Genomic DNA, 23,978 nt, shown 5'->3' with positions numbered 1-23,978 from the left:
TGGCCGTCGATTATCGATAAGCCGGAAACTGTAATGATGCGAACCGTAATGCGTGGTATTTTTGATTTGTGTGGTTAATCGAACCGAAAGCCGTGGTGGGGGCGGCGGTTGGGGCGGTGCGTGAAAATCCGGAAGGGTTGCAGGAGTAGGTGGGATAGCGCACGGTTCCCGCAGGGGCGATACGCTAAAATGCCGACGCGGGATCCTGTTTTAATTGAGGGTTATTTATTTGATTCCCTCTGCTATTTTACTTTCGCTCGTCAATTAATAAAATCAAGCGAATGTCGTGCGGCATCGGGCGATTGCGCCGGTCGGCGGCCGAAATGAAACCGTATTGGCTGGAGCGGGCGATTTGCGCCGATGGCGGGCGTGGCCGGTTGCGCGGCATGAAGTCCGCGCAGCAGGCAGGAAACGAGCAGAAAGCAGGCGCGGCCGGTACCGCACCGGGTTTCAGAAATCGATCGCGTCGTCGGAGTCGCCGTCGGCCGCGGTGGCGAGCGCTTCGCGAACCGCCGTGCGCGGCGCCGATGCCGACGCGTCGAGCGACGGGTTGCGCAGCTTCTCGAGCACGCGCTCGGGCACCGGAATCCGCATCCGCGCGGCGACGTCGCCGCACTGGAACATGATCAGCTCGCCCGGCTCGAATGCGGTCCAGACCTCGTTGTCGGTGAGCGGCTGCGTCGCGATCACCGCGACGCGATCCTCGGGCGTCGTGTATTTCGCGAAATCGATCGACAGGTCTTCGTCGACGAGATGCGCGGTCGAGAACGGCCAGCGCCGCACGAGGTAGTGCAGCCGCGTCGAGCAGTGCGCGAAGAGCGCCTGGCCGTTCGACATCAGGAAGTTGAACACGCCGTGATCGGTGATGCCGCGCGTCAGTTCGCCGACCCGCTCGAACAGCTCGGGCAGCGGCGGCTGCGCGCCGGGAAAGGCCTCGCGCAACCCCTGCATCAGCACGCAGAACGCCTGTTCGCTGTCGGTCGTGCCGACCGGATGGTAGACGCTGCCGTCCATGTCCGGCGCGTAGTCCTGCAGGTCGCCGTTATGCGCGAAGATCCAGTGCCGGCCCCACAGCTCGCGCATGAACGGATGGCTGTTCTCGAGCAGGATGTGCCCTTGCGTCGCCTTGCGGATGTGCGCGATCGTGTTCTTGGACTTGATCGGGTAGCGTTTCACCATTTCGGCGATCGGCGACGTGGCCGATGCCTGGTGATCGATGAAGAGGCGACAGGCCTTGTCCTCGAAGAACGCGATGCCCCAGCCGTCGGCATGGTGATCGGTGAGCCCGCCCCGGGCCGCGAAACCTGTGAAGGAGAATGTGACGTCCGTCGGCGCGGCGCAGTTCATTCCAAGGAGTTGGCACATTTTACGTGGGGCGGCAGGCTGAAGCGGGGGGTAACGAACCGGGCGAACCCCGGTACAATGCGGCTTCTAGCATATCACCGAGCCCTGAGCGGTAAAAAGCGGATTCCGCTGGCCAAAGGCCCCGTGTTGCGGTTTGCCGTCAGTCGGCCCGCGCACGCGCGTTCCGGCCCCGCCGATGGCAAGCCCGTTCCTCACGACGCCTCCTATGACTGCCTCGAACGCTTCTTCCCCGGCGACGCTTTCGCTCGCCCGTCCCGACGACTGGCACCTGCACCTGCGAGACGGCGACATGCTTGCCGCCGTGCTGCCGCACACCGCCCGCCAGTTCGGCCGCGCCATCGTCATGCCGAACCTGAAGCCGCCCGTCACGACCACCGCGCAGGCGCAGGCCTATCGCGAGCGCATCCTCGCCGCGCTGCCGGCCGGGATGACGTTCGAACCGCTGATGACGCTGTACCTGACCGACAACACGCCGCCCGACGAAATCCGCCGCGCGCGCGAAAGCGGCTTCGTGCACGGCGTGAAGCTGTACCCGGCAGGCGCCACGACGAATTCCGACCACGGCGTCACCGATCTCGCGAAATGCGCGAAGACGCTCGAGGCGATGCAGGAAACCGGCATGCCGCTGCTCGTGCACGGCGAGGTGACCGATGCGTCGATCGACCTGTTCGACCGCGAGAAGGTGTTCATCGACCGCGTGATGACGCCGTTGCGCCGCGATTTCCCGGGCCTGAAGGTCGTGTTCGAGCACATCACGACGAAGGACGCGGCCGATTACGTGCGCGATGCCGACGCGGCGCCCGGCCTGCTCGGCGCGACGATCACCGCGCACCACCTGCTGTACAACCGCAACGCGCTGTTCGTCGGCGGGATTCGCCCGCATTACTACTGCCTGCCGGTGCTGAAGCGCGAGACGCATCGCGTGGCGCTGGTCGAGGCCGCGACGTCGGGCAACCCGCGCTTCTTCCTCGGCACCGACAGCGCGCCGCACGCGCGCGGCGCGAAGGAAACCGCGTGCGGCTGCGCGGGCTGCTATACGGCGCTGCACGCGCTCGAACTGTACGCGGAAGCGTTCGACACGGCCGGCGCGCTCGACAAGCTGGAAGGCTTCGCGAGCTTCTTCGGCGCCGATTTCTACGGGCTGCCGCGCAGCGCGGAGACGGTCACGCTGCGCCGCGAGGCATGGGAGCTGCCGCGCGAGATCTTCGCGGGCGACACGCCGGTCGTGCCGCTGCGCGGCGGCGAGACGATCGGCTGGAAGCTCGTGTGAGCGGCGCGCCGCCGCGCGGATCCGGCCCCGCGGCCGGGCGCCCGGCGGCGGATTTCGCGCGGATCGACTGGTCCGCGCCGTGGCTCGCGCCGTACGCGGAGCCCGGCCGCGTGTGGCAGGCGGCCGCCCGTGCGGGCGAGGCCGCGCTGCTCGATGCGTTGAACGGCGCGTTGGCCGGCGTGTCGCGAGGCGGCGATCGCGTCACCGGTCGCGGCAGGCCGCTGCGCTTCGTGCCGCAGGCCGGGCTGCCGCCCGGCGTCGCGTACGAGACCCATATCGCGGGCACCGGCGGCGTGCCGACCCGCCACAATCTTCACGACTTCTTCAACGCGCTCGTCTGGTTCGCGTACCCGCGCACCAAGGCCGCGCTGAACGCCCGCCAGGCCGCCGCGATCGACGCGGCGGGCGGCGTCGGCCCCGTACGCGGCACGTTGCGCGATGCACTCACGCTGTTCGACGAGAATGGCGCGCTGTTCGTCACCGCCGAGCGCGCGCTCGCCGATGCGCTGCGCGGCTTCGACTGGGCGCGGCTGCTGGTGGCCGCGCGCGGTGCGTGGGGCACGCGCTGCGAGGCGCGGCTCGTCGGCCACGCGCTGCTCGAACAGCTCGTCGCGCCTTACAAGTCCTGCACTGCGCATGCATGGATCGTCGAAGTGAGCGCCGACTATTTTTCATGGCCCGACGCGCAACGGATCGCGCACGTCGACGCGCGAATCGCCGCCGAACTCGCGACGCACGCGCTGACGCCCCGCGATTTCGCGCCGCTGCCGGTGCTCGGCGTGCCGGGCTGGTGCGCGGCGAACGCCGACCCCGCGTTCTACGACGATCCGGCCGTGTTTCGCCGCGGCCGCCGCTCGCGCGCTGCCGACGGCGGCGCGCAGTGCTAGAATGCGCGTCGCAAAGCAGGCCAGGCAGTCGCGGCCTCGACGTCTTCGGGCGCGCGGGGGCGAGGAAAGTCCGGACTCCACAGGGCAGGGTGATGGCTAACGGCCATCCGTGGCGACACGCGGAACAGGGCAACAGAAAGCAAACCGCCGATGGCCCGGCGCAAGCCGGGATCAGGTAAGGGTGAAACGGTGCGGTAAGAGCGCACCGCGGCGACGGCGACGTTCGCCGGCACGGTAACCTCCACCCGGAGCAATTCCAAGTAGGCAGGCGCGCATCTTCGGATGCAGGACGGGGCCCCCGTCTCGTCTGCGGGTAGGAAGCTTGAGCGCGTCAGCAATGGCGCGCCTAGAGGAATGACTGCCACGCGTTGCGCGCTTCGGTGCGCAGCGTGCACAGAATCCGGCTTATCGGCCTGCTTTGCCGTTCGAATGCGAAAGGGCCGGCGCTCCCACGGGGCGCCGGCCCTTTTTTCATGCGCGCGCCCTGTGCTCAGGCGGCGACGATGTCGAACGAATGCGTGAGTTCGGCCGTCTTCGCGATCATGATCGACGCCGAGCAGTACTTGTCGTGCGACAGGTTGATCGCGCGCTCGACCGTGGCCGGGTTCAGGTTGCGGCCGGTGACCGTGAAGTGGAAATGCACCTTCGTGAACACCTTCGGATCCTCGCTCGCGCGCTCGGCCTTCAGCGTGACCGAGCAGCCGGTCACTTCCTGGCGGCTCTTCTTCAGGATCAGCACGACGTCATAGGCCGTGCAGCCGCCGGTGCCGAGCAGCACCATTTCCATCGGACGCGGCGCGAGGTTGTGGCCGCCGCCTTCGGGCGCGCCGTCCATCGTGACGAGATGGCCGCTGCCGGTCTCGGCGGAAAACGCCATGCCGTCCTGACCCATCCAGCTTACTTTGCATTCCATGCTTGCACTCCAGCGTTGCCTGATTCGGATTCGATCCGGCATTGTAGCCCGTGGCGCAACGGTCGGCTGATGCGCTGCACGACGTGCAATGCCCGTGCCTCGCGAGCGGAGCGACGCGTGGCGATTTCCCTGTCGGATTTAGGGGTTTTGCTCTAGGTGCGGACAGTTTTAGGTCATGTCTGACGTATTTATACCTTTGATTTTCAAGAGAAATTTGTTTTTGTGAACGCGTCGACTAATATCTCGTATCGTGAGATTTGATTTCGCCATGCAAATTTTCTTGTGAAATCGGCGGGGCATTCATATAATGAGCCTCATTGGTTGTCGCGCTGCGGCAACCTCCGAATGTCTCCTCCACCCTCCTCCTAAGGTGGATTAAGCCCGAACCAGCCGTTCGGGCTTTTTTTCGTCCCATGCAAACGTCGGCGCACGGGTTGCGCGCGCCGCGATCGTCACGCCGGCTGTCGCGCGGCCGGCTGCGACGTCGCGTCGGGCGGCGTGCCGCGCGAGCCGGCATCGGTCGCCGGCGCATGGGCGGCCGATGCGTCGCCGTGGCCGCGTGCGCAGAAGTGGCGCACGCGTTCGCGCACCGCGCGCAGGCGCGCGATGCGGTCTTCGGCGTGGGCGGTTCGGGCTTCGGCGATGCGTGCATCGAGCGCCTCGAGCTTGGCTTCGCAGCCGGAGCCGGCGGCGACGGCGGGCGCCGCCGCGGCCACCAGGGCGGCCGCGAGGAAGGGCGTGAGTCGTTGTTTCATCATGCTGGTTTGTTGTTTTTCGGGTTCGGCCGGTCTGGCGCGGCAAGGTCATGTGCCGCGCGCCGATGGGTGCCGCCTCAGGCGCTCGGTTCGCCTGGCTTGTCGGGGCACGATCGAATTTTGGCCCATTTCGGCCGCCGCGAACACGGGGCGTGGATTCTCTTTGACCACGCAGCCGTATTTCCTTTATAATTCAGGGCTTTTCCGCATTCATGCCCACGGAAAAAGAACAGGGAGAGCCTGCACCGCGCCTCGAAGCGCACACAGACAAGCAGGAAGAACACATCGGGCAAAGCATTTTTTTTGGATCGATCATGAAGACGTTTTCCGCAAAAGCCCATGAGGTGACGCGCGAATGGTACGTGATTGACGCGACGGATAAGGTTCTCGGCCGTGTTGCCAGCGAAGTGGCACGCCGTCTGCGCGGCAAGCACAAGCCTGAGTTCACCCCGCACGTCGACACTGGTGATTTCATCATCATCATCAACGCGAGCAAGTTGAAGGTCACGGGCAACAAGACGCTGGACAAGAAGTACTACCGTCACTCGGGCTACCCGGGCGGTATCTATGAAACGACGTTCGGCAAGATGCAGGAACGCTTCCCGGGCCGCGCGCTCGAGAAGGCGGTCAAGGGCATGCTGCCGAAGGGCCCGCTCGGCTACGCGATGATCAAGAAGCTGAAGGTCTACGCAGAAGCGACGCATCCGCATTCGGCTCAACAGCCGAAGGCGCTCGAGATCTAAGGGGAGCCCACATGATCGGTAACTGGAACTACGGCACGGGCCGCCGCAAGAGCGCAGTCGCACGTGTCTTCATCAAGGCTGGCAAGGGCGACATCATCGTCAACGGCAAGCCCATCGCTGACTACTTCTCGCGCGAAACGTCGCTGATGATCGTGCGCCAGCCGCTGGAACTCACGAACCACGGCCAGACGTTCGACATCAAGGTCAACGTCAACGGCGGCGGCGAAACGGGTCAGGCAGGCGCAGTGCGCCACGGCATCACCCGTGCACTGATCGACTACGATGCGACGCTGAAGCCGTCGCTGTCGAACGCAGGCTTCGTCACGCGCGATGCACGTGAAGTCGAGCGTAAGAAGGTCGGTCTGCGCAAGGCACGCCGCGCGAAGCAGTTCTCGAAGCGTTAATTCCGCTTCATGGCCTCGCCGCTTCCGGGCGGCGTCCGCCGGAAAACCGCCAGCTTTCACGCTGGCGGTTTTTTTATGCCCGCTGGTTTACCCACGCCCGGGCCGCCGTGGCGGCCGCCCGTGCAGGCACGCTTGACGAAATCGACAAGAACCTATTGATTTCATGGACATCAGCACGATCTTCTGATCGGCCCTACAATAGCGGCTAAAGCTTTTTGGAGAGTTCGAATGAACGCTGTTACCGAATCCGCAGCAACGACGACCGATATGCCGCTGCCGTTCGTCTTCACCGACGCCGCGGCCGACAAGGTCAAGCAATTGATCGACGAAGAGGGCAATCCCGACCTGAAGCTGCGCGTGTTCGTGCAGGGTGGCGGCTGCTCGGGCTTCCAGTATGGCTTCACGTTCGACGAGGAAGTCAACGAGGACGACACCGTGATGGACAAGAACGGCGTCCAGCTCCTGATCGACTCGATGAGCTACCAGTACCTGGTCGGCGCCGAGATCGACTACAAGGACGACCTCAACGGCGCCCAGTTCGTGATCAAGAACCCGAACGCGACCACCACCTGCGGGTGCGGTTCGTCGTTCTCGGTCTGAGCGCACGACAGATCCGCGCCGGTTCGCCGGAATGAAAAACGGGGCTTCATGCCCCGTTTTTTAATGCGTGCTCGTCCTGCACCGCCCGCGACAGGCTGGGTACCGCATCAGCGCGGATAGAGCGCGCCGAGCACGCGGTTGGCGGCCGCGCCGGTGACCGTCGCGAGATTGCCGGGCTGGCGCGCGGTGAAGCGGTACGCAAGCCACGCGAACGCGAGCGCTTCGACCTGCTGCGGCGGCACGCCGAGCGCGGCCGTCGTATCGACGCTCGCCGGCACGCCGGCCTCGCCTAGCGCGTGCCGAAGCGCGTCGAGCAGCACCGGATTGCGTGCGCCGCCGCCGCAGACGAAAACGGCCTTGCAGCCCGGTGCGTGCTGCGCGATTTCGCGCGCCACCGACACGGCGGTGAGCGCGGTGAGCGTGGCCTGTACGTCCTCCGGCGCCACCTGCGGGAACGCGGCGAGCTTCGCATCGAGCCACGCGGGATTGAACAGGTCGCGCCCGGTGCTCTTCGGCGGCGGCGCGGTGAAATACGGTTCGTCGAGCAGCGCATCGAGCAGCGCCGCGTGGATGGCGCCGCGTGCGGCGAACTTTCCGCCGTCGTCGTACGGCTTGCCCAGATGGCGGGTCGCCCATGCGTCGATCAGCGCATTCGCGGGGCCGCAGTCGAAGCCGCGCACGTCGCCGCCCGCGCCGGGCAGGATCGTGATGTTGCTGATCCCGCCGAGATTGCACACGACCCGCGTTTCGCCCGGCGCGCCGAACACCGTCGCGTGGAAGGCCGGCGCGAGCGGCGCGCCGTGGCCGCCGGCCGCCACATCGCGGCTGCGGAAATCGGCGATCACGTCGACCTGGGTCAGCTCGGCAAGCAGCGCCGGATTGTTGAGCTGGCGCGTATAGCCGCGCTCGGGGCGGTGGCGCACCGTCTGGCCGTGCACGCCGATCGCGCGGATCTCGTCGCGCGACAGCCCGGCCGTGCGCTGCAATTCATGGCAGCACACCGCATAGCGCGCGACGAGCGCATTCGCCGCGAGCGATTCGCGGTCGATCTCGTTGTCGCCGGGCTGCTGCAGCGCGAACAGCGCGTCGCGCAGCGATTGCGCGAAACCGACGAACGCTTCGGCGAGCACGACCGGCGCGCGGCCGGCCTCGAAGCGCACGGCGACACCATCGACGCCGTCCATGCTGGTTCCCGACATCAGCCCGAAGTAGATGCCGTCTGCCGGATCGGCATGCTGCGGCTGTCGTTGCGGCACGTTGGATTCTCCTGGATCGTGCGGCGCGGGCCGGTGCCGCGCGCCTTGCGCCCGATTATCCGCGCAACGCGACGCGTCGTTAAGCGATGCGCGCGCAAGTTATGGGAAAATCCCTGTTTTTGCGACATTCTTCCTGGCACCGATGAGCACCGAACCCAGTTCCAAGCCCGTTTTCCCGATCACCGACGAAGTCCGGCATGCGCTCGCCGTCACGAAGCGCGGCGTCGACGAGCTGCTGATCGAGGAAGAGTTCGCGCAGAAGCTCGCGCGCAGCGCCGCCACCGGCACGCCGCTGCGCATCAAGCTCGGCCTCGACCCGACCGCACCGGACATTCACATCGGCCATACGGTCGTGCTGAACAAGATGCGGCAGCTGCAGGACCTCGGTCACACGGTGATCTTCCTGATCGGCGATTTCACGTCGCTGATCGGCGATCCGTCGGGCCGCAACGCGACGCGCCCGCCGCTCACGCGCGAGCAGATCGAATCGAACGCGAAGACCTACTTCGAGCAGGCCGCGCTCGTGCTCGATCGCGACAAGACCGAGATCCGCTACAACAGCGAATGGTCGATGCCGCTCGGCGCGGACGGGATGATCAAGCTCGCGTCGCGCTACACGGTCGCGCGGATCCTCGAACGCGAGGATTTCACGAAGCGCTTCCAGGGCGGCGTGCCGATCTCGATCCACGAATTCCTGTACCCGCTGATGCAGGGCTACGATTCGGTCGCGCTGAACGCCGATCTCGAGCTCGGCGGCACCGACCAGAAGTTCAACCTGCTGGTCGGTCGCGAACTGCAGAAGCAGTACGGCCAGGAACAGCAGTGCATTTTGACGATGCCGCTGCTCGAAGGCCTCGACGGCGTCGAGAAGATGTCGAAGTCGAAGGGCAACTACGTCGGCATCAGCGAGAAGGCGACCGACATGTTCGGCAAGCTGATGAGCATCTCGGACACGCTGATGTGGCGTTACTTCGAGCTGCTGTCGTTCCGCAGCCTCGACGAGATCGCCGGCTTCAAGCGCGAGGCCGAAGGCGGCCGCAACCCGCGCGATTTCAAGGTGCTGCTCGCGCAGGAAATCGTCGCGCGGTTCCACTCGCAAGCCGACGCCGAGCGTGCGCTGGAAGACTTCAACCACCGCGCGAAGGGCGGCGTGCCGGACGACATTCCGTCGGTCACGCTGGCCGGCGCGCCGCTGGCGATCGGCCAGTTGCTGAAGCAGGCCGGCCTCGTGCCGTCGACGAGCGAAGCGCTGCGCAACATCGAGCAGGGCGGCGTGAAGATCGACGGCGCGACCGTGTCGGACAAAGGCCTGAAGGTCGAGGCCGGCGAGTTCGTCGTGCAGGTCGGCAAGCGCCGCTTCGCACGCGTCACGCTGACCGCATGATCGCGCTGATCCAGCGCGTGACGCGCGCCGACGTCCGCGTCGGCGGCCGCACGACGGGCGAGATCGGCGCGGGCCTGCTCGCGCTGGTCTGCGCGGAGCGCGGCGATACCGAGGCCGCGGCCGACAAGCTGCTCGCGAAGCTGCTCGGCTACCGCGTGTTCAGCGACGCAGCCGGCAAGATGAACCTGCCGGTGTCGAACATCGACGGCGAAGGCCGCGCAGGCGGCCTGCTGCTCGTGTCGCAGTTCACGCTCGCGGCCGATACCAACAGCGGGCTGCGTCCGAGCTTCACGCCGGCCGCGCCGCCCGACGAAGGCGCGCGGCTGTTCGACTATTTCGTCGCGGCCGCGCGGGCGCGCCATCCCGTCGTCGAGACGGGCGAATTCGGCGCCGACATGCAGGTGTCGCTCGTCAACGACGGCCCCGTGACGTTCTGGCTGCAAGTGCGGCCCTGATTCTTTCCCGGAGGCGCACCGCGATGGCCACCACGCAGATTCTTTTCATCCGCCATGGCGAGACGGCCTGGAACCGCATCAAGCGCATCCAGGGGCATATCGACATCCCGCTGGCCGACACGGGCCTCGCACAGGCGCAGCGGCTGGCGGCGCGGCTCGGACGGGAGGCGCGCGACGGCGCCCGGATCGATGCGGTGTATTCGAGCGACCTGATGCGCGCGCAACAGACCGCCCAACCGTTCGCCGGTGCGCTCGGGCTGCCGCTGCTGCTGCGCGAAGGGTTGCGCGAACGCTCGTACGGCGCGTTCCAGGGGCACAACAGTACCGAGATCGAGGCGCTGTTTCCGGACGCGTATGCGGCGTGGCAGACGCGCGATCCGGGTTTCGCGCCGGAGGGCGGCGAGTCGCAGCGTGCGTTCTATCACCGCGTGCTGCATGCGCTCGAACCGATCGTCGCCGCGCATCCGGGCGGCCGGATCGCGTGCGTCGCGCACGGTGGCGTGCTCGATTGCGTGTATCGCTTCGCGAACGGGATCGAGCTGTCGGCGCCGCGCAACTATCAACTGCTCAACACCAGCATCAACGTCGTCGATTACGTCGATGGTCGCGCGCAGGTCGTGCGGTGGGCCGACGTGTCGCATCTCGAAGCCGCGAGCGACGATGACGACGGGTACCGCAAGGTGCTCTGAGCACGCCAATCGCGTCCGGCGTGGCCGGCTCCCGGGGTCGTGCTTTCTTCCGGCGTGACCCTTACTGCGGCAGCCCGTGACGCGTCTTGTAGTCGAGCGCGTACGCGATCTTGCCGGGCTTGTCGGCCGTGATCGGCTGGCGCAGCTTGTCGAATTCCCCCTTGCTGTATTTCTTCCCGCCGTTGATCGCATCGGCGCGCCCGAGGTCGGCGCCCGTCTTGCCGTCGATCACCGGGTCCGTGGCCGCGACCATCCGCGCAGACGCATTCCAGACCGCATTCAGGTAGCCCGTGTCGGCCTTCGCCGGATCGGGATCGGTCGTGCCGCCGCGCGTCAGGTCGTAGCTCGCCAGCGCGAACGTGCCTGGCTGCGCCCGCAGCCAGTCGGCCCAGTAGAACTCGAGGTAGTCGGTTGCTTGCGCGGGTTTGCTGTAGCCGATGTCGCGCGTGAAATAGACGAGCGACCGGTAGCGGTCGTTCGTCATCCCGCGCGTCAGGCCGAGGCCGCTCGGCAGTTGCGCGGTCGCGATCGGCTTGCCTTCGCCGTCCTTCAGGCGCAGATAGCCGCGGCTTTGCATCTGCTGCCAGAACGCGTCGCCCGAGTAGTCGCCGAGGTTGTCCTTGACGACGACGTGCACGTGCAGCGCCGGGCCGCCGTCGGGCGTCTCGTAGTAAGTCGACAGGCCGTGGTGGCCGTCGGTCAGGTACAGCGTATCGCCGTTCGGGCCGATCACGACGGGGTTCAGCACCGAGCGGTCGCGGGCGGTCGCGTCGGTCGTCGCGCACGTGTAGCTGGCCGGATCGCGCAGCGACGATCGGGTCGTGTAACCGCCCGATGCGATGCCGCCGAGGCCCTCGTCCGCGCAGAAGTCGTCGAACTTCTTGTCGGGCTGCAGTTCGTAGCGGCCGAGCTTGTAGTAGATCTGGTCGTAGCCGATCGCACCCTGCGTCGGATGGAGATCGCCTATGGTCACGTCGAGCAGATCGCCGGCGCGGGCGGCTTTCCATTTGCCCGGTTGCGGCGTGGTGGTTGCGGGCGGCGTGGGAGCCGGCGTCGTCGTGCTGCCGGACGGCAGTTGCGCATCCGTGCGCGCGACGGCGGCGACATCGTCGCCTCCGCACGCGGCGAGGGCGAGGACGCCGGACAGGCTGGCGGCAAGGGCGAAACGGATCGGCAGGCGTGGCATCACGGGCATCGGGTGTCGTAGCGGGTAGGCGGAACTCCGCGCGGGCCACGGGCGTGCGTGACGAGCCCGACGTGCGACCGTGCGCGAGCGTGTCAGCTTGCCACAGGTATTTGACGGTAAATTGAAATGATCAGAAGAAGCGGATCGTCAGCCGGGCGGGGCGCCGTCGGACGGGGCGGCCGTCGCGCGGCGGCGCGCACGCTTCGACGCGCCGTTGACGAGCGCCCAGCGCAGCACGGGCGCGACCGCGCGTATGCCCGGCCGGACCAGCGCGCGCCGCACCGGCGCGAAGGCCCACACGCCGAGCATGCGCTGCGCCCACGGCGGCAGCAGGTCGATTCCGGCATGCATCACCAGCGACGCGGCAGGCCGCAGCGCCGGCTTCGCGACCGGCACATTCAGCAGGATGGACATCACGTCGAACGTGCGCGGCCCGGCTTCGAGTTCGGGCAGCATGCGCGCGAGATAGGCCGCCACCTCGGCGCGCGAACGCGGCACCGCTTGGGCGCCCAGCAGCTCGGCGATCAGCGCCGTCTCCGCGTAATAGCGGTCCTGCAGTTCGCCCGCCAGCGCCGGATTCACGTAACGCAGATGCGCGGCGAGGAAGCTCGATACTTCCGCGACATGCACCCAGGTCAGCAGCGCGGGATCGTCGGCGCGGTACGGCCGGCCGTCCGGCGCGTTGCCCGAGATGTGCGCGTGGATCGCCTTCACGCGCTCGATCAGCGCGAGCGCGTCCGCGCGGCTGCCGAACGTCGTCCCCGTGATGAACGTGGCGGTGCGCCGCAGACGGCCGAGGATATCGGTGCGGAACGACGAATGATCCCAGACGCCCGCGAGCGCGAGCGGGTGGAGCGCCTGCAGCAGCAGCGCGGCGATGCCGCCTGTCATCATCGACGTGAAATCGGCATGCACGCGCCAGCAGACGGCGTCGGGGCCGAACAGCCCAGGGTCGCCGGGCGGTGAAGAGAGATCGATCGACGGGCCGCCGCCGCCCACCGTCAGGTGCGTGATGCCGGCCACGAGCCGCTTGCGGATCGGCTCGGCCCAGCGCGGGCCCGGCGCGGGTGCGGTGGGGTGGTGGCTGGGCGGCGTCGTCATGGCGGGTGCGACTCGGGCGACGGACTACTTCCCGTCCGGAGTATCCCACTCGTCGCGTTCGGTGCGGCGGGCCTCGGGCACCGACAGCCCGAAGTGGCGATACGTGAGCAGCGTCGCGACGCGCCCGCGCGGCGTGCGCTGCAGGAAGCCCTGCTGGATCAGGTACGGTTCGAGCACGTCCTCGATCGTGTCGCGCTCCTCGCCGATTGCCGCCGCGAGGTTGTCGATGCCGACCGGGCCGCCGTCGAACTTGTACAGGATCGCTTCGAGCAGCTTGCGGTCCATCAGGTCGAAGCCGACCGGATCGACGTCGAGCATCGCAAGTGCGGCATCGGCGACGGCCGCGGTGATCTGGCCGTCGGCCTTCACTTCCGCGAAGTCGCGCACGCGGCGCAGGAGCCGGTTGGCGATCCGCGGCGTGCCGCGCGAGCGCTTCGCGATTTCCAGCGCGCCGTTCGGATCGATCTGCGCATTGAGCAGCGACGCCGAGCGCCGCACGATGCGCGACAGTTGATCGGCGTCGTAGAACTCGAGGCGCGCGACGATCCCGAAACGATCGCGCAGCGGGTTGGTCAGCATCCCCGCGCGAGTGGTCGCGCCGACCAGCGTGAACGGCTGCAGGTCGAGCTTCACGCTGCGCGCGGCTGGGCCTTCGCCGATCATGATGTCGATCTGGTAATCCTCGAGCGCCGGATACAGGATTTCCTCGACGACCGGCGACAGCCGGTGGATTTCGTCGATGAACAGCACGTCGTTCGCTTCGAGGTTCGTCAGCAACGCGGCGAGATCGCCCGCGCGCTCGAGCACGGGCCCCGACGTCTGGCGCAGGTTCACGCCCATCTCGCGCGCGATGATGTGGGCGAGCGTCGTCTTGCCGAGACCCGGCGGCCCGAACAGCAGCACGTGGTCGAGCGGCTCGGAGCGGCGTTTCGCGGCTTCGATGAAGATCTCGAGCTGGCCGCGGACCTTTTCCTGGCCGACGTAGTCGTCGAGCTGGCGCGGCCGCAGCGCCCGTTCGAACACCTCCTCGTGCGACGAGGCGGGCGTGGCGGCGATGATCCGCTGCTCGGTGGCGAGTTTGTCGGTTTCAATCATGCGGCCATTGTACCGCGCGACGGAGCCCGGGCCACCTGGCCGAATGGCCGACTGGCGCGCGCCGCGCGGCGGCGCGACACTGGCTTCGACGGCCGGATCGACCGCGCGTTACGCCTTCGACAACGCCTTCAGCGCGAGCTTGATGCCTTCGGACACGCCGGTGCCGGCCGGCACGTTCTTGATCGCGGCAAGGCCTTCCTTCTCGGAGTAGCCGAGCGCCAGCAGCGCGTTGAGGATGTCGGTCGCGTGGTCGGACGGCGAAGCCGCGCCGGCGAGCGCGCCGAGGTCGGCGCCGAGCTTGCCCTTCAGCTCGAGCAGCAGGCGCTCGGCCGTCTTCTTGCCGATGCCGGGCAGGCGCGTGAGGCGTGCGGCGTCCTGCATCGTCACGGCCTGTGCGAGCTCCTGCACGCTCATGCCGGACAGCACCGCGAGCGCCATGCGCGCGCCGATGCCGGTGATCTTCAGCAACTCGCGGAAGGTCGTGCGTTCCTGCGGCGTCAGGAAGCCGTACAGCAGGTGCGCGTCTTCGCGGACGATCTGCTGCGTGAGCAGCACGATGCGCTCGCCCGTTTGCGGCAGGTTGTAGAAGGTGCTCATCGGCACGTCGATTTCATAGCCGACGCCGTTGCAGTCGACGAGCAGATGAGGCGGGTTCTTTTCGAGCAGGATGCCGGCGATGCGACCGATCATGGAGGACGGGATGCGAGGGAGAAAGCGCGAGTGTAGCGCACGCGCGGCGCAATGCCGATGGGCGCGGCCATCCGGCCGAAGCGGCGCGTGTCGCGGGCATGTCGGGCGTGGGTGAAACGATCGAGGCGGCAAACGCAGCCCGCGCAGTCGAGCCGACGCGCGCGGCCGCGGTGCGCGGCAGCGTCAGCCGACCAGCCTGCCGCGCCGCACGCGCAGCCCTTTCTGCGCGAGCGCCGGCGCGAGCCCGCCCAGCGTGCTGAGCGTGTTGCCGCCGTGCGCGTGGCAGATCGCCATGCCGAGCGCGTCGGCGGCGTCCGAGCCCGGCTGGCCGGACAGATTGAGCAGCCGCGTGACCATGTCCTGCATCTGCGTCTTGGTCGCGCGGCCGTAGCCGACCACGGCCTGCTTGAGCTGCAGCGCCGTGTATTCGGCGACCGGCAGCCCGCCCGCGACGAGCCCGCAGATCGCGGCGCCGCGTGCCTGGCCGAGCAGCAGCGTCGACTGCGGGTTCACGTTGACGAACACCTTTTCGATCGCGGCCTGGTCGGGCGCGTGTTCGCGCACGATCGTCGAGATGCCCTGGAAGATCGTGCCGAGCCGGGTGGCCAAGTCGGCCGTCGGCGTGCGGATCACGCCGCTCGTGACATAGGCGAGCCGGTGGCCGCTGACGTCGATGACGCCGAAGCCGGTGACGCGCAGGCCGGGGTCGATGCCGAGAATTCGCATGAGTGAGGAGAGTGGCGTGATGCAGCGATACTACAACGAATGGGGCGGCAAGCCGGTCGCGCGGTCGCGCGCGAAGGCGCCGCGCAATAAAAAACCCGGCGGAGGTGATGCCGCCGGGTTCCGGTACAGCGGCCGCGCGGGCCGCATGCGGCGATCAGTGACGGAAGTGGCGCACGCCCGTCAGGATCATCGCGATGTTGTGCTCGTCGGCTGCCGCGATCACTTCGTCGTCGCGCATCGAGCCGCCCGGCTGGATCACGCAGGTCGCGCCGGCCGCCACGACCACGTCAAGGCCGTCGCGGAACGGGAAGAACGCATCCGACGCGACGGCCGAGCCGGCGAGCGTCAGCCCCGCGTTCTGCGCCTTGATGCTCGCGATACGGGCGGAATCGACGCGGCTCATCTGGCCGGCGCCGACGCCGAGCGTCATGCCGTTGCCGCAGAACACGATCGCGTTCGACTTCACGTACTTCGCGACGCGCCATGCGAACAGCAGGTCGTCCATTTCCTTCGGCGTCGGGTGGCGCTTCGTGACGACGCGCAGCTCGTGCGGCTGCACGTTCTTCGAATCGAGCGACTGCACGAGCAGGCCGCCGCCCACGCGCTTCAGGTCGAATGCGTTGTGGCCGTCGCCCAGTGCGATTTCCAGCAGGCGCACGTTCTGCTTCGCGGCGAACACCTGCTTCGCGGCGTCGGAGAACGACGGCGCGATCAGCACTTCGACGAATTGCTTCGCCACCGCTTGCGCGGCCGCTTCGTCGACTTCGCGGTTGAACGCGATGATGCCGCCGAATGCGGAGGTCGGGTCGGTCTGGAATGCCTTCGCGTACGCGTCGGCCGAGTCGTTGCCAACCGCGACGCCGCACGGGTTCGCATGCTTGATGATCACGCAGGCCGGCGCGTCGAACGTCTTCACGCATTCCCACGCCGCATCCGAATCCGCGATGTTGTTGTACGACAGTTCCTTGCCCTGCAGCTGGCGGTAGTTCGCCAGCGCGCCGGCCGGCGCCGCGAGGTCGCGGTAGAACGCCGCGCTCTGGTGCGGGTTCTCGCCGTAGCGCAGGTCCTGCACCTTGTCGAACGCCAGGTTCAGCGTGGCCGGGTACGTGCTGCGCGATGCGTGCTTCAGCTCGTCGGTCAGGCTGGTCAGGTAGTTCGTGATCGCGCCGTCGTATTGCGCGGTGTGCGCGAACACCTTCGTCGCGAGACGGAAGTTGGTCGGGTAGCCGACGGTGTTGCCGTTCGCCTTCATTTCATCGAGCACGACCGCGTAGTCGGCCGGGTCGACCACGACCGTCACGTCGCGGTGGTTCTTCGCGGCCGAGCGCAGCATCGTCGGGCCGCCGATGTCGATGTTCTCGATCGCGTCGGCGAGCGTGCAGTCGTCCTTCGCGATCGTCGCGACGAACGGATACAGGTTCACGACGAGCAGGTCGATCGTCGGGATGCCGTGCTGCTCCAGCGCCTGCATGTGCTCGGGCAGGTCGCGGCGGGCGAGGATGCCGCCGTGCACCTTCGGGTGCAGCGTCTTCACGCGCCCATCGAGCATTTCCGGGAAGCCCGTGTAATCGGCCACTTCGGTCACGGGCAGGCCGGCGTCGGCGAGGAGTTTCGCGGTGCCGCCCGTCGACAGCAGCTTGACGCCGAGGTCGGACAGCGACTTCGCGAAGTCGACGATGCCGGTCTTGTCGGAAACGGAAATGAGCGCTTGCTTGATCATGATGGAACCACCAATAGCCAGGGAAACGGGGACGGGACGGCCGCCTACAGCAGGCCGTGCTGCTGCAGCTTCTTGCGCAGCGTATTGCGATTGATGCCGAGGTACTCGGCGGCGAGCGACTGGTTGCCGCCGGCCTGTACGAGCACGACCTCGAGCATCGGCTTTTCGACGCAGGACATCACCATTTCATAGACGTCGTGCGGATTGGAGCCGTCTAGATCCCGGAAATACACGTCCAGGCTCTCGCGGACACATTGTTCGATGTTGTGCTTGCTCATGCTGCTAACTGGTTATGGTCGTCCGGCTCGCCCGGGCCGTTTTCCGCTTCGTCATCGACGTAGACGAGGTGGTCCGACAGCGCTTTTTGCGCCTCGAAGAATGCATTGACGGCGGCGAGCTGCTCGCGGGTGGAATCGAGCGTGTTCATTCGGTGCCGGAACCCGTTGGCACCGGAAAGGCCGCGAGTGTACCAGCCGATGTGCTTGCGCGCAGTACGGACGCCGGTGAATTCGCCATAGAAAGCGTAGTGGTCTTCCAGGTGTTCGTTCATCACGTGCTGGATCTCGTCGATCCGCGGCGGGGGCAGCAGCTCGCCGGTTTGCAGGAAATGATCGATTTCGCGGAACAGCCACGGCCGGCCTTGCGCGGCGCGACCGATCATCAGCGCGTCGGCGCCGGTTGCGTCGAGCACGGCCTTCGCCTTGGCGGGCGACGTGATGTCGCCGTTCGCGACGACCGGAATCCGCACGGCCGCCTTCACGGCCGCGATGGTGTCGTACTCGGCGTCGCCGCGGTACAGGTCGGCGCGCGTGCGGCCATGCACGGTGAGCATCGAGATGCCGGCCGCTTCGGCCAGGCGCGCGACCGTGATCGCGTTCTTGTGCTCGCGGTCCCAGCCGGTGCGGATCTTCAGCGTGACGGGCACCGCATCGGGCCCGGTGCCGACCGCCGCGACGACGGCCTCGACGATCCGCTGCACGAGCGGCTCGTTCTGCAGCAGCGCGGAGCCGGCCGCGACGTTGCAGACCTTCTTTGCCGGGCAGCCCATGTTGATGTCGATGATCTGCGCGCCGTTGTCGACGTTGTAGCGGGCCGCTTCGGCCATCATCGCCGGATCGGCGCCGGCGATCTGAACCGCGATCGGCTCGACCTCGCCTTCGTGGTTCGCGCGCCGCATCGTCTTCGCGCTCTTCCACAGCTGCGCGTTGGACGCGACCATCTCGGACACCGCGTAACCGGCCCCTAGCCGCTTGCACAGCTGGCGGAACGGACGATCCGTCACCCCGGCCATCGGGGCGACGAACAGGTTGTTACGCAATACGTGAGGGCCGATAACGGGCATCGCAATGGCGCCGCCCGCGACACGCGCGGGCAGGGGAAGGGAAGGCGGAAAACGGGCATTTTACCGTATTCCCATGCCCCGCCGATTTGACCCGGTTTGCCTGGTGTGCCCGGAGGGGCCGTACGGTGCGCCGCGTGTCAGTTGCGCTGGCCGAACATCATCTGGCGAGCGATCGCCTTCTTGAGCGGCGGCACGAATTCGAGCGCGGTGAGCGCCGCGCCGCGCAGCAGCGGAAGCGGGCCCGAGTCGATCGTAAACAGGCGCGCCAGCGTGTCGGTCGCGCCGATCGTGAGGCGCCGGTCGAGCGCGCGGCGCGCGTTGAAGGTCGCGAGCGCGGTCGCTTCGAAGCCTTGCGCGGAGAGTGCGTCGACGAGCGTATGCGCATCGCGCAGCCCGAGGTTGAGCCCCTGGCCCGCGACCGGATGCAGCGTTTGCGCGGCGTTGCCGACGATCGCGATGCGGCCGCTCACGAGCGTTTGCGCCGCGCTCAGCCCGAGCGGGAACGACGCCCGCCCCGCGATCGCGACGAACCGGCCCATCCGCTCGCCGAATGCCGCGCCGAGCTCGCGCAGGAACGCGTCGTCGGGCAGCGCCGCGCGGCGTGCGGCCTCGTCGGGCGTACAGCACCACACGAGCGAGTAGTCGGCCTGACGCGGCCCGCCGAGCGGCAGCAGCGCGAGCGGGCCTTCGTGCGTGAAGCGCTCCCACGCGACGTTCGGGCGCGGTGCCGATACCGTGACCGTCCCGACGATCGCGGTCTGCCCGTAATCGCGGCGATGCTTGCCCGTATCGGCGTGCCGTTCATGAAACAGCCCGCCTTCGGCATTGATGACGATGCGCGCGCGCAGCGTGCGTTCGCCCTGAGGGCCGTCGAGCGTCAGCGTGACGCCGTCGGCGTCCTGCTGCGGCGTGCGTGCGGTGGTCGACGTGAGCCAGTCGACGCGCGTGCCGCGCACGGTGCCCGCGAGCGCCTGCACGATCGAGCCGTAACGCACGACGTAGCCGAGCGCGGCGAGCGCGTGTTCGTCGCGGTCGATCAGCGTGCGGCCGAAATGGCCGCGTTGCGACACGTGGATATGTTCGATCGGCGTGGCGTCGGCCGGCCACGCGAGCGTGTCGAGCAGCACGCGGCTGCCGTGCGATACGGCGATCGCGCGCGGGTCGTTCGCGCTCGCGGCAGGTTCGCGCGCGTCGATCAGCGCGATCGACGCATGCTGGGTCGCGCTGCGGCGTGCGAGCCAGCCGGCGAGCGCGAGTCCGACGGGGCCCGCGCCGACGATGGCGAGGTCGTAATCCGGCGTGGCCGGCGAGGAAGCGGTCGTCATCTTGATTCGTGAAACGGAGGTAACGGTCGGCGGCCGGTCATGCGTCCGCGCGCATCAGCGCCTCGATCTCGTCGGCCGCGACCGGCACGCCGCGCGTGATCAGTTCGCAGCCGTGCTCGCGCACGATCGCGTCGTCCTCGATGCGGATGCCGATGTTCCAGTACTCGGGCGGCACGTCGTCGGCCGCGCGCACGTACAGGCCGGGCTCGACGGTGAGCGTCATGCCCGGCTTCAGCGTGCGCCACGGCAGCGCGCCGTTCGCGTCGCGCGCGGCGAGCCGCTCGCGATAGTCGCCGCAGTCGTGCACGTCCATCCCGAGCCAGTGGCCGGTGCGGTGCATGTAGAAGCGCGTGTATGCGCGCTCGGCGATCACGTCGTCGACGTTCGAGAAGCGCGTTTTCGGGATGATGCCGGTATCGAGCAGCCCCTGCGCGAGCACGCGTACGGCCGCATCGTGCGGCGCCTCGAACGGCACGCCCGCGCGCGTCGCGTCGATCGCGGCCTGCTGCGCGGCGAGCACGATGTCGTACAGCGTGCGCTGCGCGGGCGAGAAGCGGCCGTTGGCCGGGAACGTGCGCGTGATGTCCGATGCATAGCCGTCGAGTTCGCAGGCGGCGTCGATCAGGATCAGGTCACCGTCCCGCGCGGCCGCGTTGCCGGCCGGGTAGTGCAGCACGCACGCATTCGCGCCGGCCGCGACGATCGACCCGTACGCGGGCGCCTGCGCGCCGTGCTTGCGGAACAGGTACAGCAGCTCGGCCTCGAGTTCGTATTCGCGGATGCCGGGGCGGCACGCCTGCATCGCGCGGCGGTGCGCGAGCGCGGAGATGTGCGCGGCGCGCATCATGATCGCGAGTTCGTGTTCGTCCTTCACGAGCCGCATGCCGTCGAGCAGCGGCGTGAGGTCGAGCAGCGCGTCCGGCGCGGCGACGCCCGTGCGTGCCTGCGCGCGCACCGCGTCGATCCAGCCGGCGAGCTGGCGCTCGAACTCGGCCGACGCGCCGAACCGGTAATGCACGGTGCCCGCATCGGCGAGCAGGCGCGGCATTTCGGTGTCGATCACGTCGACCGCGAAGGCCGCGTCGAAGCCGAACGCGTCGCGCGCGGCATCGGGCCCGTAGTGAAAGCCTTCCCAGATTTCGCGGTCGACGTTCTTGGCGCGGCAGAACAGGATCGATTCCGGCGCGCCGTGCGGCGCGGCCGCGTTCAGCACGAGCACGGCATCCGGCTCGGCGAAGCCCGTCAGGTAATGGAAGTAGCTGTCGAACCGGTACGGGTAGGCCGTGTCGCGGTTGCGCAGCATTTCCGGCGCGGTGGGGACGATGGCGACGCCGCCGCCCGCGGCACGCAGTGCGGCAAGCACGCGTTCACGGCGCTGGCGGTAGACGTCGACGGCGATGGCGGTATCGAGGGGCGCGTTCATTCGTGCGATTGTAGCGCCGCGCGCCGCGGTGCGTGAGTGTGGGGCCGGAAGCCGCGCCGGCCGGGCCGCGCGTGGCGGCTGTTGCAAACCATCCACAGGCCGGACGGCCGATTTTCTACCCGGCCGCGCGGGCCGGTTATGATCGGCGACAACGTATACTCGCGGCGGTTCCCTTAAAAAGGCAGATGATGAAATTAATCGGTTCGCTCAGCAGCCCGTACGTCCGAAAGGCGCGGATCGTGCTTGCCGAAAAGAAGATCGACTACAAGCTGGAGCTCGAGAACGTGTGGGCGCCGGATACGAACATTCACGCGTCGAATCCGCTCGGCAAGGTCCCGTGCCTCGTGATGGAGGATGGCGCCGCGGTGTTCGATTCCCGCGTGATCTGCGAATACGTCGATACGCTGTCGCCGGTCGGCAAGCTGATTCCGCCGTCGGGCCGCGAGCGCGTCGAAGTGCGCTGCTGGGAGGCACTGGGCGACGGCGTGCTCGACGCGGCCGTCGCGATCCGTCTCGAACACACGATGCGCGACGAAGCGCAGCGCAGCGCGAGCTGGATCGCGCGCCAACAACGCAAGATCGACGACGCGCTCGTCGCGATGTCGCAGGGTCTCGGCGGCAAGACGTGGTGCGTCGGCAATCATTACACGCTCGCCGACATCGCACTCGGCTGTGCGCTCGGCTATCTCGACTTCCGGATGCCCGAGCTCAACTGGCGCGATCGCCACCCGAACCTCGACAAGCACTTCGTGAAGCTGCAACAGCGACCGTCGTTCGCCGATACGCTGCCGCAGAACTGAGCCGCGGCCCGGCCTTCACGCATTCGCCAGACGAAAGAAAAGCAAAAGCGCCCCGCGGGGCGCTTTTGCTTTTGCGGCGCGGGCCGGCCGCCGTCGTAACGGGGCTGCCGTGCGCTTTACTCGATTGACGCGTACACGGCTTCGCCGAGCGTGAACGAATCGCTGCGCGCGATCGGCCACCACTTGTCGTACAGCGAGAAGCCGCAGGTCTGGCCGTCGAGCAGCGCACCGGGTTTCAGGTATTTCAGCAGTTGCGACATCAGCCGCACTTCGTGCGGCGCGACCCGCTGCACGATGTGGTGCGCGCGCAGCTCGGACGGATGCGCGAGGCCGGCCGCCTGCACGAGTTCCTGCAGCGCATGCAGCGTATTGCGGTGGAAGTTGTACACGCGCTCGGCCTTGTCGGGCACGACGAGCGCGCGCTGGCGCACCGGGTCCTGCGTCGCGACGCCGGTCGGGCAGCGGTCGGTATGGCAGTGCTGCGCCTGGATGCAGCCGACCGCGAACATGAAGCCGCGCGCCGAGTTCACCCAGTCCGCGCCGATCGCGAGCGTGCGCGCGATGTCGAACGCGGTGATGATCTTGCCGCTCGCGCCGATCTTCACGCGGTCGCGCACGCCGATCCCGACGAGCGTGTTGTGCACGAGCAGCAGCCCTTCCTGCAGCGGCACGCCGACGTGGTCGGTGAATTCGAGCGGCGCCGCGCCCGTGCCGCCTTCCGCGCCGTCGACGACGATGAAGTCGGGCACGATGCCCGTCTCGAGCATCGCTTTCGCGATCCCGAAGAATTCCCACGGATGGCCGATGCACAGCTTGAAGCCGGTCGGCTTGCCGCCGGACAGCGTGCGCAGCCGTTCGACGAATTCGAGCAGCCCGCGCGGCGTCGAGAATTCCGAGTGCGTCGCGGGCGAGATGCAGTCCTTGCCCATCGGCACGCCGCGCGTCTCCGCGATTTCCGGCGTGATCTTCGCGGCCGGCAGCACGCCGCCGTGGCCGGGCTTCGCGCCTTGCGACAGCTTCACCTCGATCATCTTGACCTGCGGATCGGCGGCCTGCTTCGCGAACTTGTCCGGGTTGAACGTGCCGTCGTCGTTGCGGCAGCCGAAGTAGCCGGACGCGATTTCCCAGATGATGTCGCCGCCGTTCTCGCGGTGGTACTTCGACAGCGAGCCTTCGCCGGTGTCGTGCGCGAACCCGCCTTTCTTCGCGCCGAGGTTCAGCGAGCGGATCGCGTTCGCGGACAGCGAGCCGAAGCTCATCGCCGAGATGTTGAAGATCGAAATGTCGTACGGCTGCGCGCGATTCGCGCCGACGCGGATACGGAAATCGTGGTTCGGCAGCTTCGTCGGCGCGAGCGAATGGCTGATCCATTCGTGCGCGACGGCCTTCACGTTCAGCTCGGTGCCGTACGGGCGGTTGTCGGCGACGTTCTTCGCGCGCTGGTAGACGAGGCTGCGCTGCGCGCGCGAGAACGGTTTTTCGTCGGTGTCGTCCTCGACGAAGTACTGGCGGATTTCAGGCCGGATGAATTCGAACAGGAAGCGGAAGTGGCCCCACAGCGGGTAGTTCCGCAGGATCGCGTGGCGATCCTGGTTCAGGTCGTACAGGCCGAGCGCGACGAGGGCGATGGGGATGACGATCCACAGCCAGGAAAGGCGGTGGACCGACGCGAGTGCGGCCGCGGCGACGAGCAGCAGGACGGCGCACCACATCGCGAGGTAGCGTCTGGAAAGCATGGGGGACTCCGTAAGAATCTTGAGATACCGCCATGCGTACGCTGCGAAGGCGGCGCGCCGGCCGCGACGGAATCGTGTTCCGCCGGGCGCGGCGTGCCGCAAGTCTAAACCGA

24 protein-coding genes and 1 other RNA gene are annotated in these 23,978 nt (G+C 67.7%); 10 read left to right on the top strand and 15 right to left on the bottom strand.

Annotated features, from left to right (window positions below; genetic code table 11):
• Window positions 1–450: 450 nt before the first annotated feature.
• Entirely contained in the window at window positions 451–1,365 is a 915-nt protein-coding gene (locus LGM42_RS22890; RefSeq protein WP_059500989.1) for a class II glutamine amidotransferase, read from the bottom strand.
• Between the two features lie 205 nt (window positions 1,366–1,570).
• Between LGM42_RS22890 and pyrC the strand changes: the two genes are divergently transcribed.
• From pyrC to rnpB, 3 genes are all read left to right on the top strand, one after another.
• Entirely contained in the window at window positions 1,571–2,635 is a 1,065-nt protein-coding gene (gene pyrC, locus LGM42_RS22885; RefSeq protein ID WP_059638126.1) for a dihydroorotase, read from the top strand.
• Window positions 2,632–3,522, top strand: coding sequence for a DUF3025 domain-containing protein (locus tag LGM42_RS22880; protein ID WP_226233262.1), 891 nt, complete (start codon window positions 2,632–2,634; stop codon window positions 3,520–3,522). The genes pyrC and LGM42_RS22880 overlap by 4 nt, the downstream gene beginning before the upstream one ends.
• A gap of 12 nt (window positions 3,523–3,534) precedes the next feature.
• Window positions 3,535–3,946, top strand: an RNA gene (gene rnpB, locus LGM42_RS22875) — RNase P RNA component class A.
• 66 nt (window positions 3,947–4,012) lie between these two features.
• Here rnpB and LGM42_RS22870 read toward each other — a convergent pair.
• On the bottom strand, window positions 4,013–4,477 hold the full coding sequence (locus LGM42_RS22870; RefSeq protein WP_012492957.1) for an OsmC family protein: 465 nt from the start codon (window positions 4,475–4,477) through the stop codon (window positions 4,013–4,015).
• 410 nt (window positions 4,478–4,887) lie between these two features.
• Window positions 4,888–5,193, bottom strand: a complete 306-nt coding sequence (locus tag LGM42_RS22865; RefSeq protein WP_059581090.1) for a DUF1090 family protein — start codon at window positions 5,191–5,193, stop codon at window positions 4,888–4,890.
• Between the two features lie 311 nt (window positions 5,194–5,504).
• Between LGM42_RS22865 and rplM the strand changes: the two genes are divergently transcribed.
• The 3 genes from rplM to erpA all read left to right on the top strand — a co-directional run bounded on the left by rplM (window position 5,505) and on the right by erpA (window position 6,937).
• Window positions 5,505–5,933, top strand: a complete 429-nt coding sequence (gene rplM, locus LGM42_RS22860) for a 50S ribosomal protein L13 (protein ID WP_009687896.1) — start codon at window positions 5,505–5,507, stop codon at window positions 5,931–5,933.
• Window positions 5,934–5,944: 11 nt separating this feature from the next.
• A complete protein-coding gene (gene rpsI / locus LGM42_RS22855; protein ID WP_011883283.1) occupies window positions 5,945–6,337 on the top strand; it encodes a 30S ribosomal protein S9 in 393 nt (130 codons plus the stop codon).
• A 228-nt stretch (window positions 6,338–6,565) separates the two neighbouring features.
• Window positions 6,566–6,937 (top strand): iron-sulfur cluster insertion protein ErpA, encoded by a 372-nt coding sequence (erpA, locus tag LGM42_RS22850; protein WP_034187117.1) that lies wholly within the window; start codon window positions 6,566–6,568, stop codon window positions 6,935–6,937.
• A 107-nt stretch (window positions 6,938–7,044) separates the two neighbouring features.
• Here the strand turns inward: erpA and LGM42_RS22845 are convergent, their stop codons facing one another.
• On the bottom strand, window positions 7,045–8,193 hold the full coding sequence (locus LGM42_RS22845) for an anhydro-N-acetylmuramic acid kinase (RefSeq protein WP_059638132.1): 1,149 nt from the start codon (window positions 8,191–8,193) through the stop codon (window positions 7,045–7,047).
• A gap of 142 nt (window positions 8,194–8,335) precedes the next feature.
• Here LGM42_RS22845 and tyrS point away from each other — a divergent pair, with 142 nt between their 5' ends.
• Genes tyrS through LGM42_RS22830 form a run of 3 tightly spaced genes read left to right on the top strand, consistent with a single transcriptional unit; the run spans window position 8,336 to window position 10,721 of the window.
• A complete protein-coding gene (tyrS, locus tag LGM42_RS22840; protein WP_226233261.1) occupies window positions 8,336–9,577 on the top strand; it encodes a tyrosine--tRNA ligase in 1,242 nt (413 codons plus the stop codon).
• Window positions 9,574–10,032 (top strand): D-aminoacyl-tRNA deacylase, encoded by a 459-nt coding sequence (dtd, locus tag LGM42_RS22835; protein WP_006483442.1) that lies wholly within the window; start codon window positions 9,574–9,576, stop codon window positions 10,030–10,032. The genes tyrS and dtd overlap by 4 nt, the downstream gene beginning before the upstream one ends.
• A 23-nt stretch (window positions 10,033–10,055) precedes the next feature.
• Entirely contained in the window at window positions 10,056–10,721 is a 666-nt protein-coding gene (locus tag LGM42_RS22830; RefSeq protein WP_226233260.1) for a histidine phosphatase family protein, read from the top strand.
• Between the two features lie 61 nt (window positions 10,722–10,782).
• Here the strand turns inward: LGM42_RS22830 and LGM42_RS22825 are convergent, their stop codons facing one another.
• The 10 genes from LGM42_RS22825 to LGM42_RS22780 all read right to left on the bottom strand — a co-directional run bounded on the left by LGM42_RS22825 (window position 10,783) and on the right by LGM42_RS22780 (window position 21,329).
• A complete protein-coding gene (locus LGM42_RS22825) occupies window positions 10,783–11,907 on the bottom strand; it encodes a ParB/Srx family N-terminal domain-containing protein (protein WP_226233299.1) in 1,125 nt (374 codons plus the stop codon).
• A gap of 147 nt (window positions 11,908–12,054) precedes the next feature.
• The gene (locus tag LGM42_RS22820) at window positions 12,055–13,008 is read right to left on the bottom strand and encodes an oxygenase MpaB family protein (RefSeq protein ID WP_226233259.1); all 954 of its coding nucleotides are present in this window, start codon (window positions 13,006–13,008) and stop codon (window positions 12,055–12,057) included.
• Window positions 13,009–13,032: 24 nt separating this feature from the next.
• Window positions 13,033–14,103: a Holliday junction branch migration DNA helicase RuvB gene (gene ruvB, locus LGM42_RS22815; RefSeq protein ID WP_059581103.1), complete on the bottom strand. Its 1,071-nt coding sequence runs from the start codon at window positions 14,101–14,103 to the stop codon at window positions 13,033–13,035.
• Between the two features lie 108 nt (window positions 14,104–14,211).
• Window positions 14,212–14,793 (bottom strand): Holliday junction branch migration protein RuvA, encoded by a 582-nt coding sequence (gene ruvA, locus LGM42_RS22810; protein ID WP_031402135.1) that lies wholly within the window; start codon window positions 14,791–14,793, stop codon window positions 14,212–14,214.
• A gap of 183 nt (window positions 14,794–14,976) precedes the next feature.
• On the bottom strand, window positions 14,977–15,519 hold the full coding sequence (ruvC, locus tag LGM42_RS22805) for a crossover junction endodeoxyribonuclease RuvC (RefSeq protein ID WP_059638140.1): 543 nt from the start codon (window positions 15,517–15,519) through the stop codon (window positions 14,977–14,979).
• A gap of 154 nt (window positions 15,520–15,673) precedes the next feature.
• The gene (purH, locus tag LGM42_RS22800) at window positions 15,674–17,239 is read right to left on the bottom strand and encodes a bifunctional phosphoribosylaminoimidazolecarboxamide formyltransferase/IMP cyclohydrolase (RefSeq protein WP_059581113.1); all 1,566 of its coding nucleotides are present in this window, start codon (window positions 17,237–17,239) and stop codon (window positions 15,674–15,676) included.
• A gap of 44 nt (window positions 17,240–17,283) precedes the next feature.
• Window positions 17,284–17,517, bottom strand: a complete 234-nt coding sequence (locus LGM42_RS22795; protein WP_006476892.1) for a Fis family transcriptional regulator — start codon at window positions 17,515–17,517, stop codon at window positions 17,284–17,286.
• Entirely contained in the window at window positions 17,514–18,581 is a 1,068-nt protein-coding gene (gene dusB / locus LGM42_RS22790) for a tRNA dihydrouridine synthase DusB (protein WP_060312656.1), read from the bottom strand. The genes LGM42_RS22795 and dusB overlap by 4 nt, the downstream gene beginning before the upstream one ends.
• A 137-nt stretch (window positions 18,582–18,718) precedes the next feature.
• Window positions 18,719–19,906: a UbiH/UbiF/VisC/COQ6 family ubiquinone biosynthesis hydroxylase gene (locus tag LGM42_RS22785; protein ID WP_226233258.1), complete on the bottom strand. Its 1,188-nt coding sequence runs from the start codon at window positions 19,904–19,906 to the stop codon at window positions 18,719–18,721.
• A gap of 37 nt (window positions 19,907–19,943) precedes the next feature.
• Window positions 19,944–21,329, bottom strand: a complete 1,386-nt coding sequence (locus LGM42_RS22780) for an aminopeptidase P N-terminal domain-containing protein (protein WP_226233257.1) — start codon at window positions 21,327–21,329, stop codon at window positions 19,944–19,946.
• Between the two features lie 188 nt (window positions 21,330–21,517).
• Between LGM42_RS22780 and LGM42_RS22775 the strand changes: the two genes are divergently transcribed.
• Window positions 21,518–22,129 carry a glutathione S-transferase family protein gene (locus tag LGM42_RS22775; protein ID WP_059581211.1) on the top strand — a complete coding sequence of 204 codons (612 nt, stop codon included), beginning with the start codon at window positions 21,518–21,520 and terminating at the stop codon, window positions 22,127–22,129.
• A 116-nt stretch (window positions 22,130–22,245) separates the two neighbouring features.
• Here LGM42_RS22775 and LGM42_RS22770 read toward each other — a convergent pair whose 3' ends face one another.
• The gene (locus tag LGM42_RS22770; RefSeq protein ID WP_226233256.1) at window positions 22,246–23,865 is read right to left on the bottom strand and encodes an FMN-binding glutamate synthase family protein; all 1,620 of its coding nucleotides are present in this window, start codon (window positions 23,863–23,865) and stop codon (window positions 22,246–22,248) included.
• Window positions 23,866–23,978 lie beyond the last annotated feature (113 nt).

This window comes from Burkholderia sp. AU39826, assembly GCF_020419965.1.
Taxonomy (GTDB): Bacteria; Pseudomonadota; Gammaproteobacteria; order Burkholderiales; family Burkholderiaceae; genus Burkholderia; species Burkholderia semiarida.
Note: the sequence above shows the minus strand (reverse complement) of the source record. Positions and strands in the feature narration are given on the sequence as shown.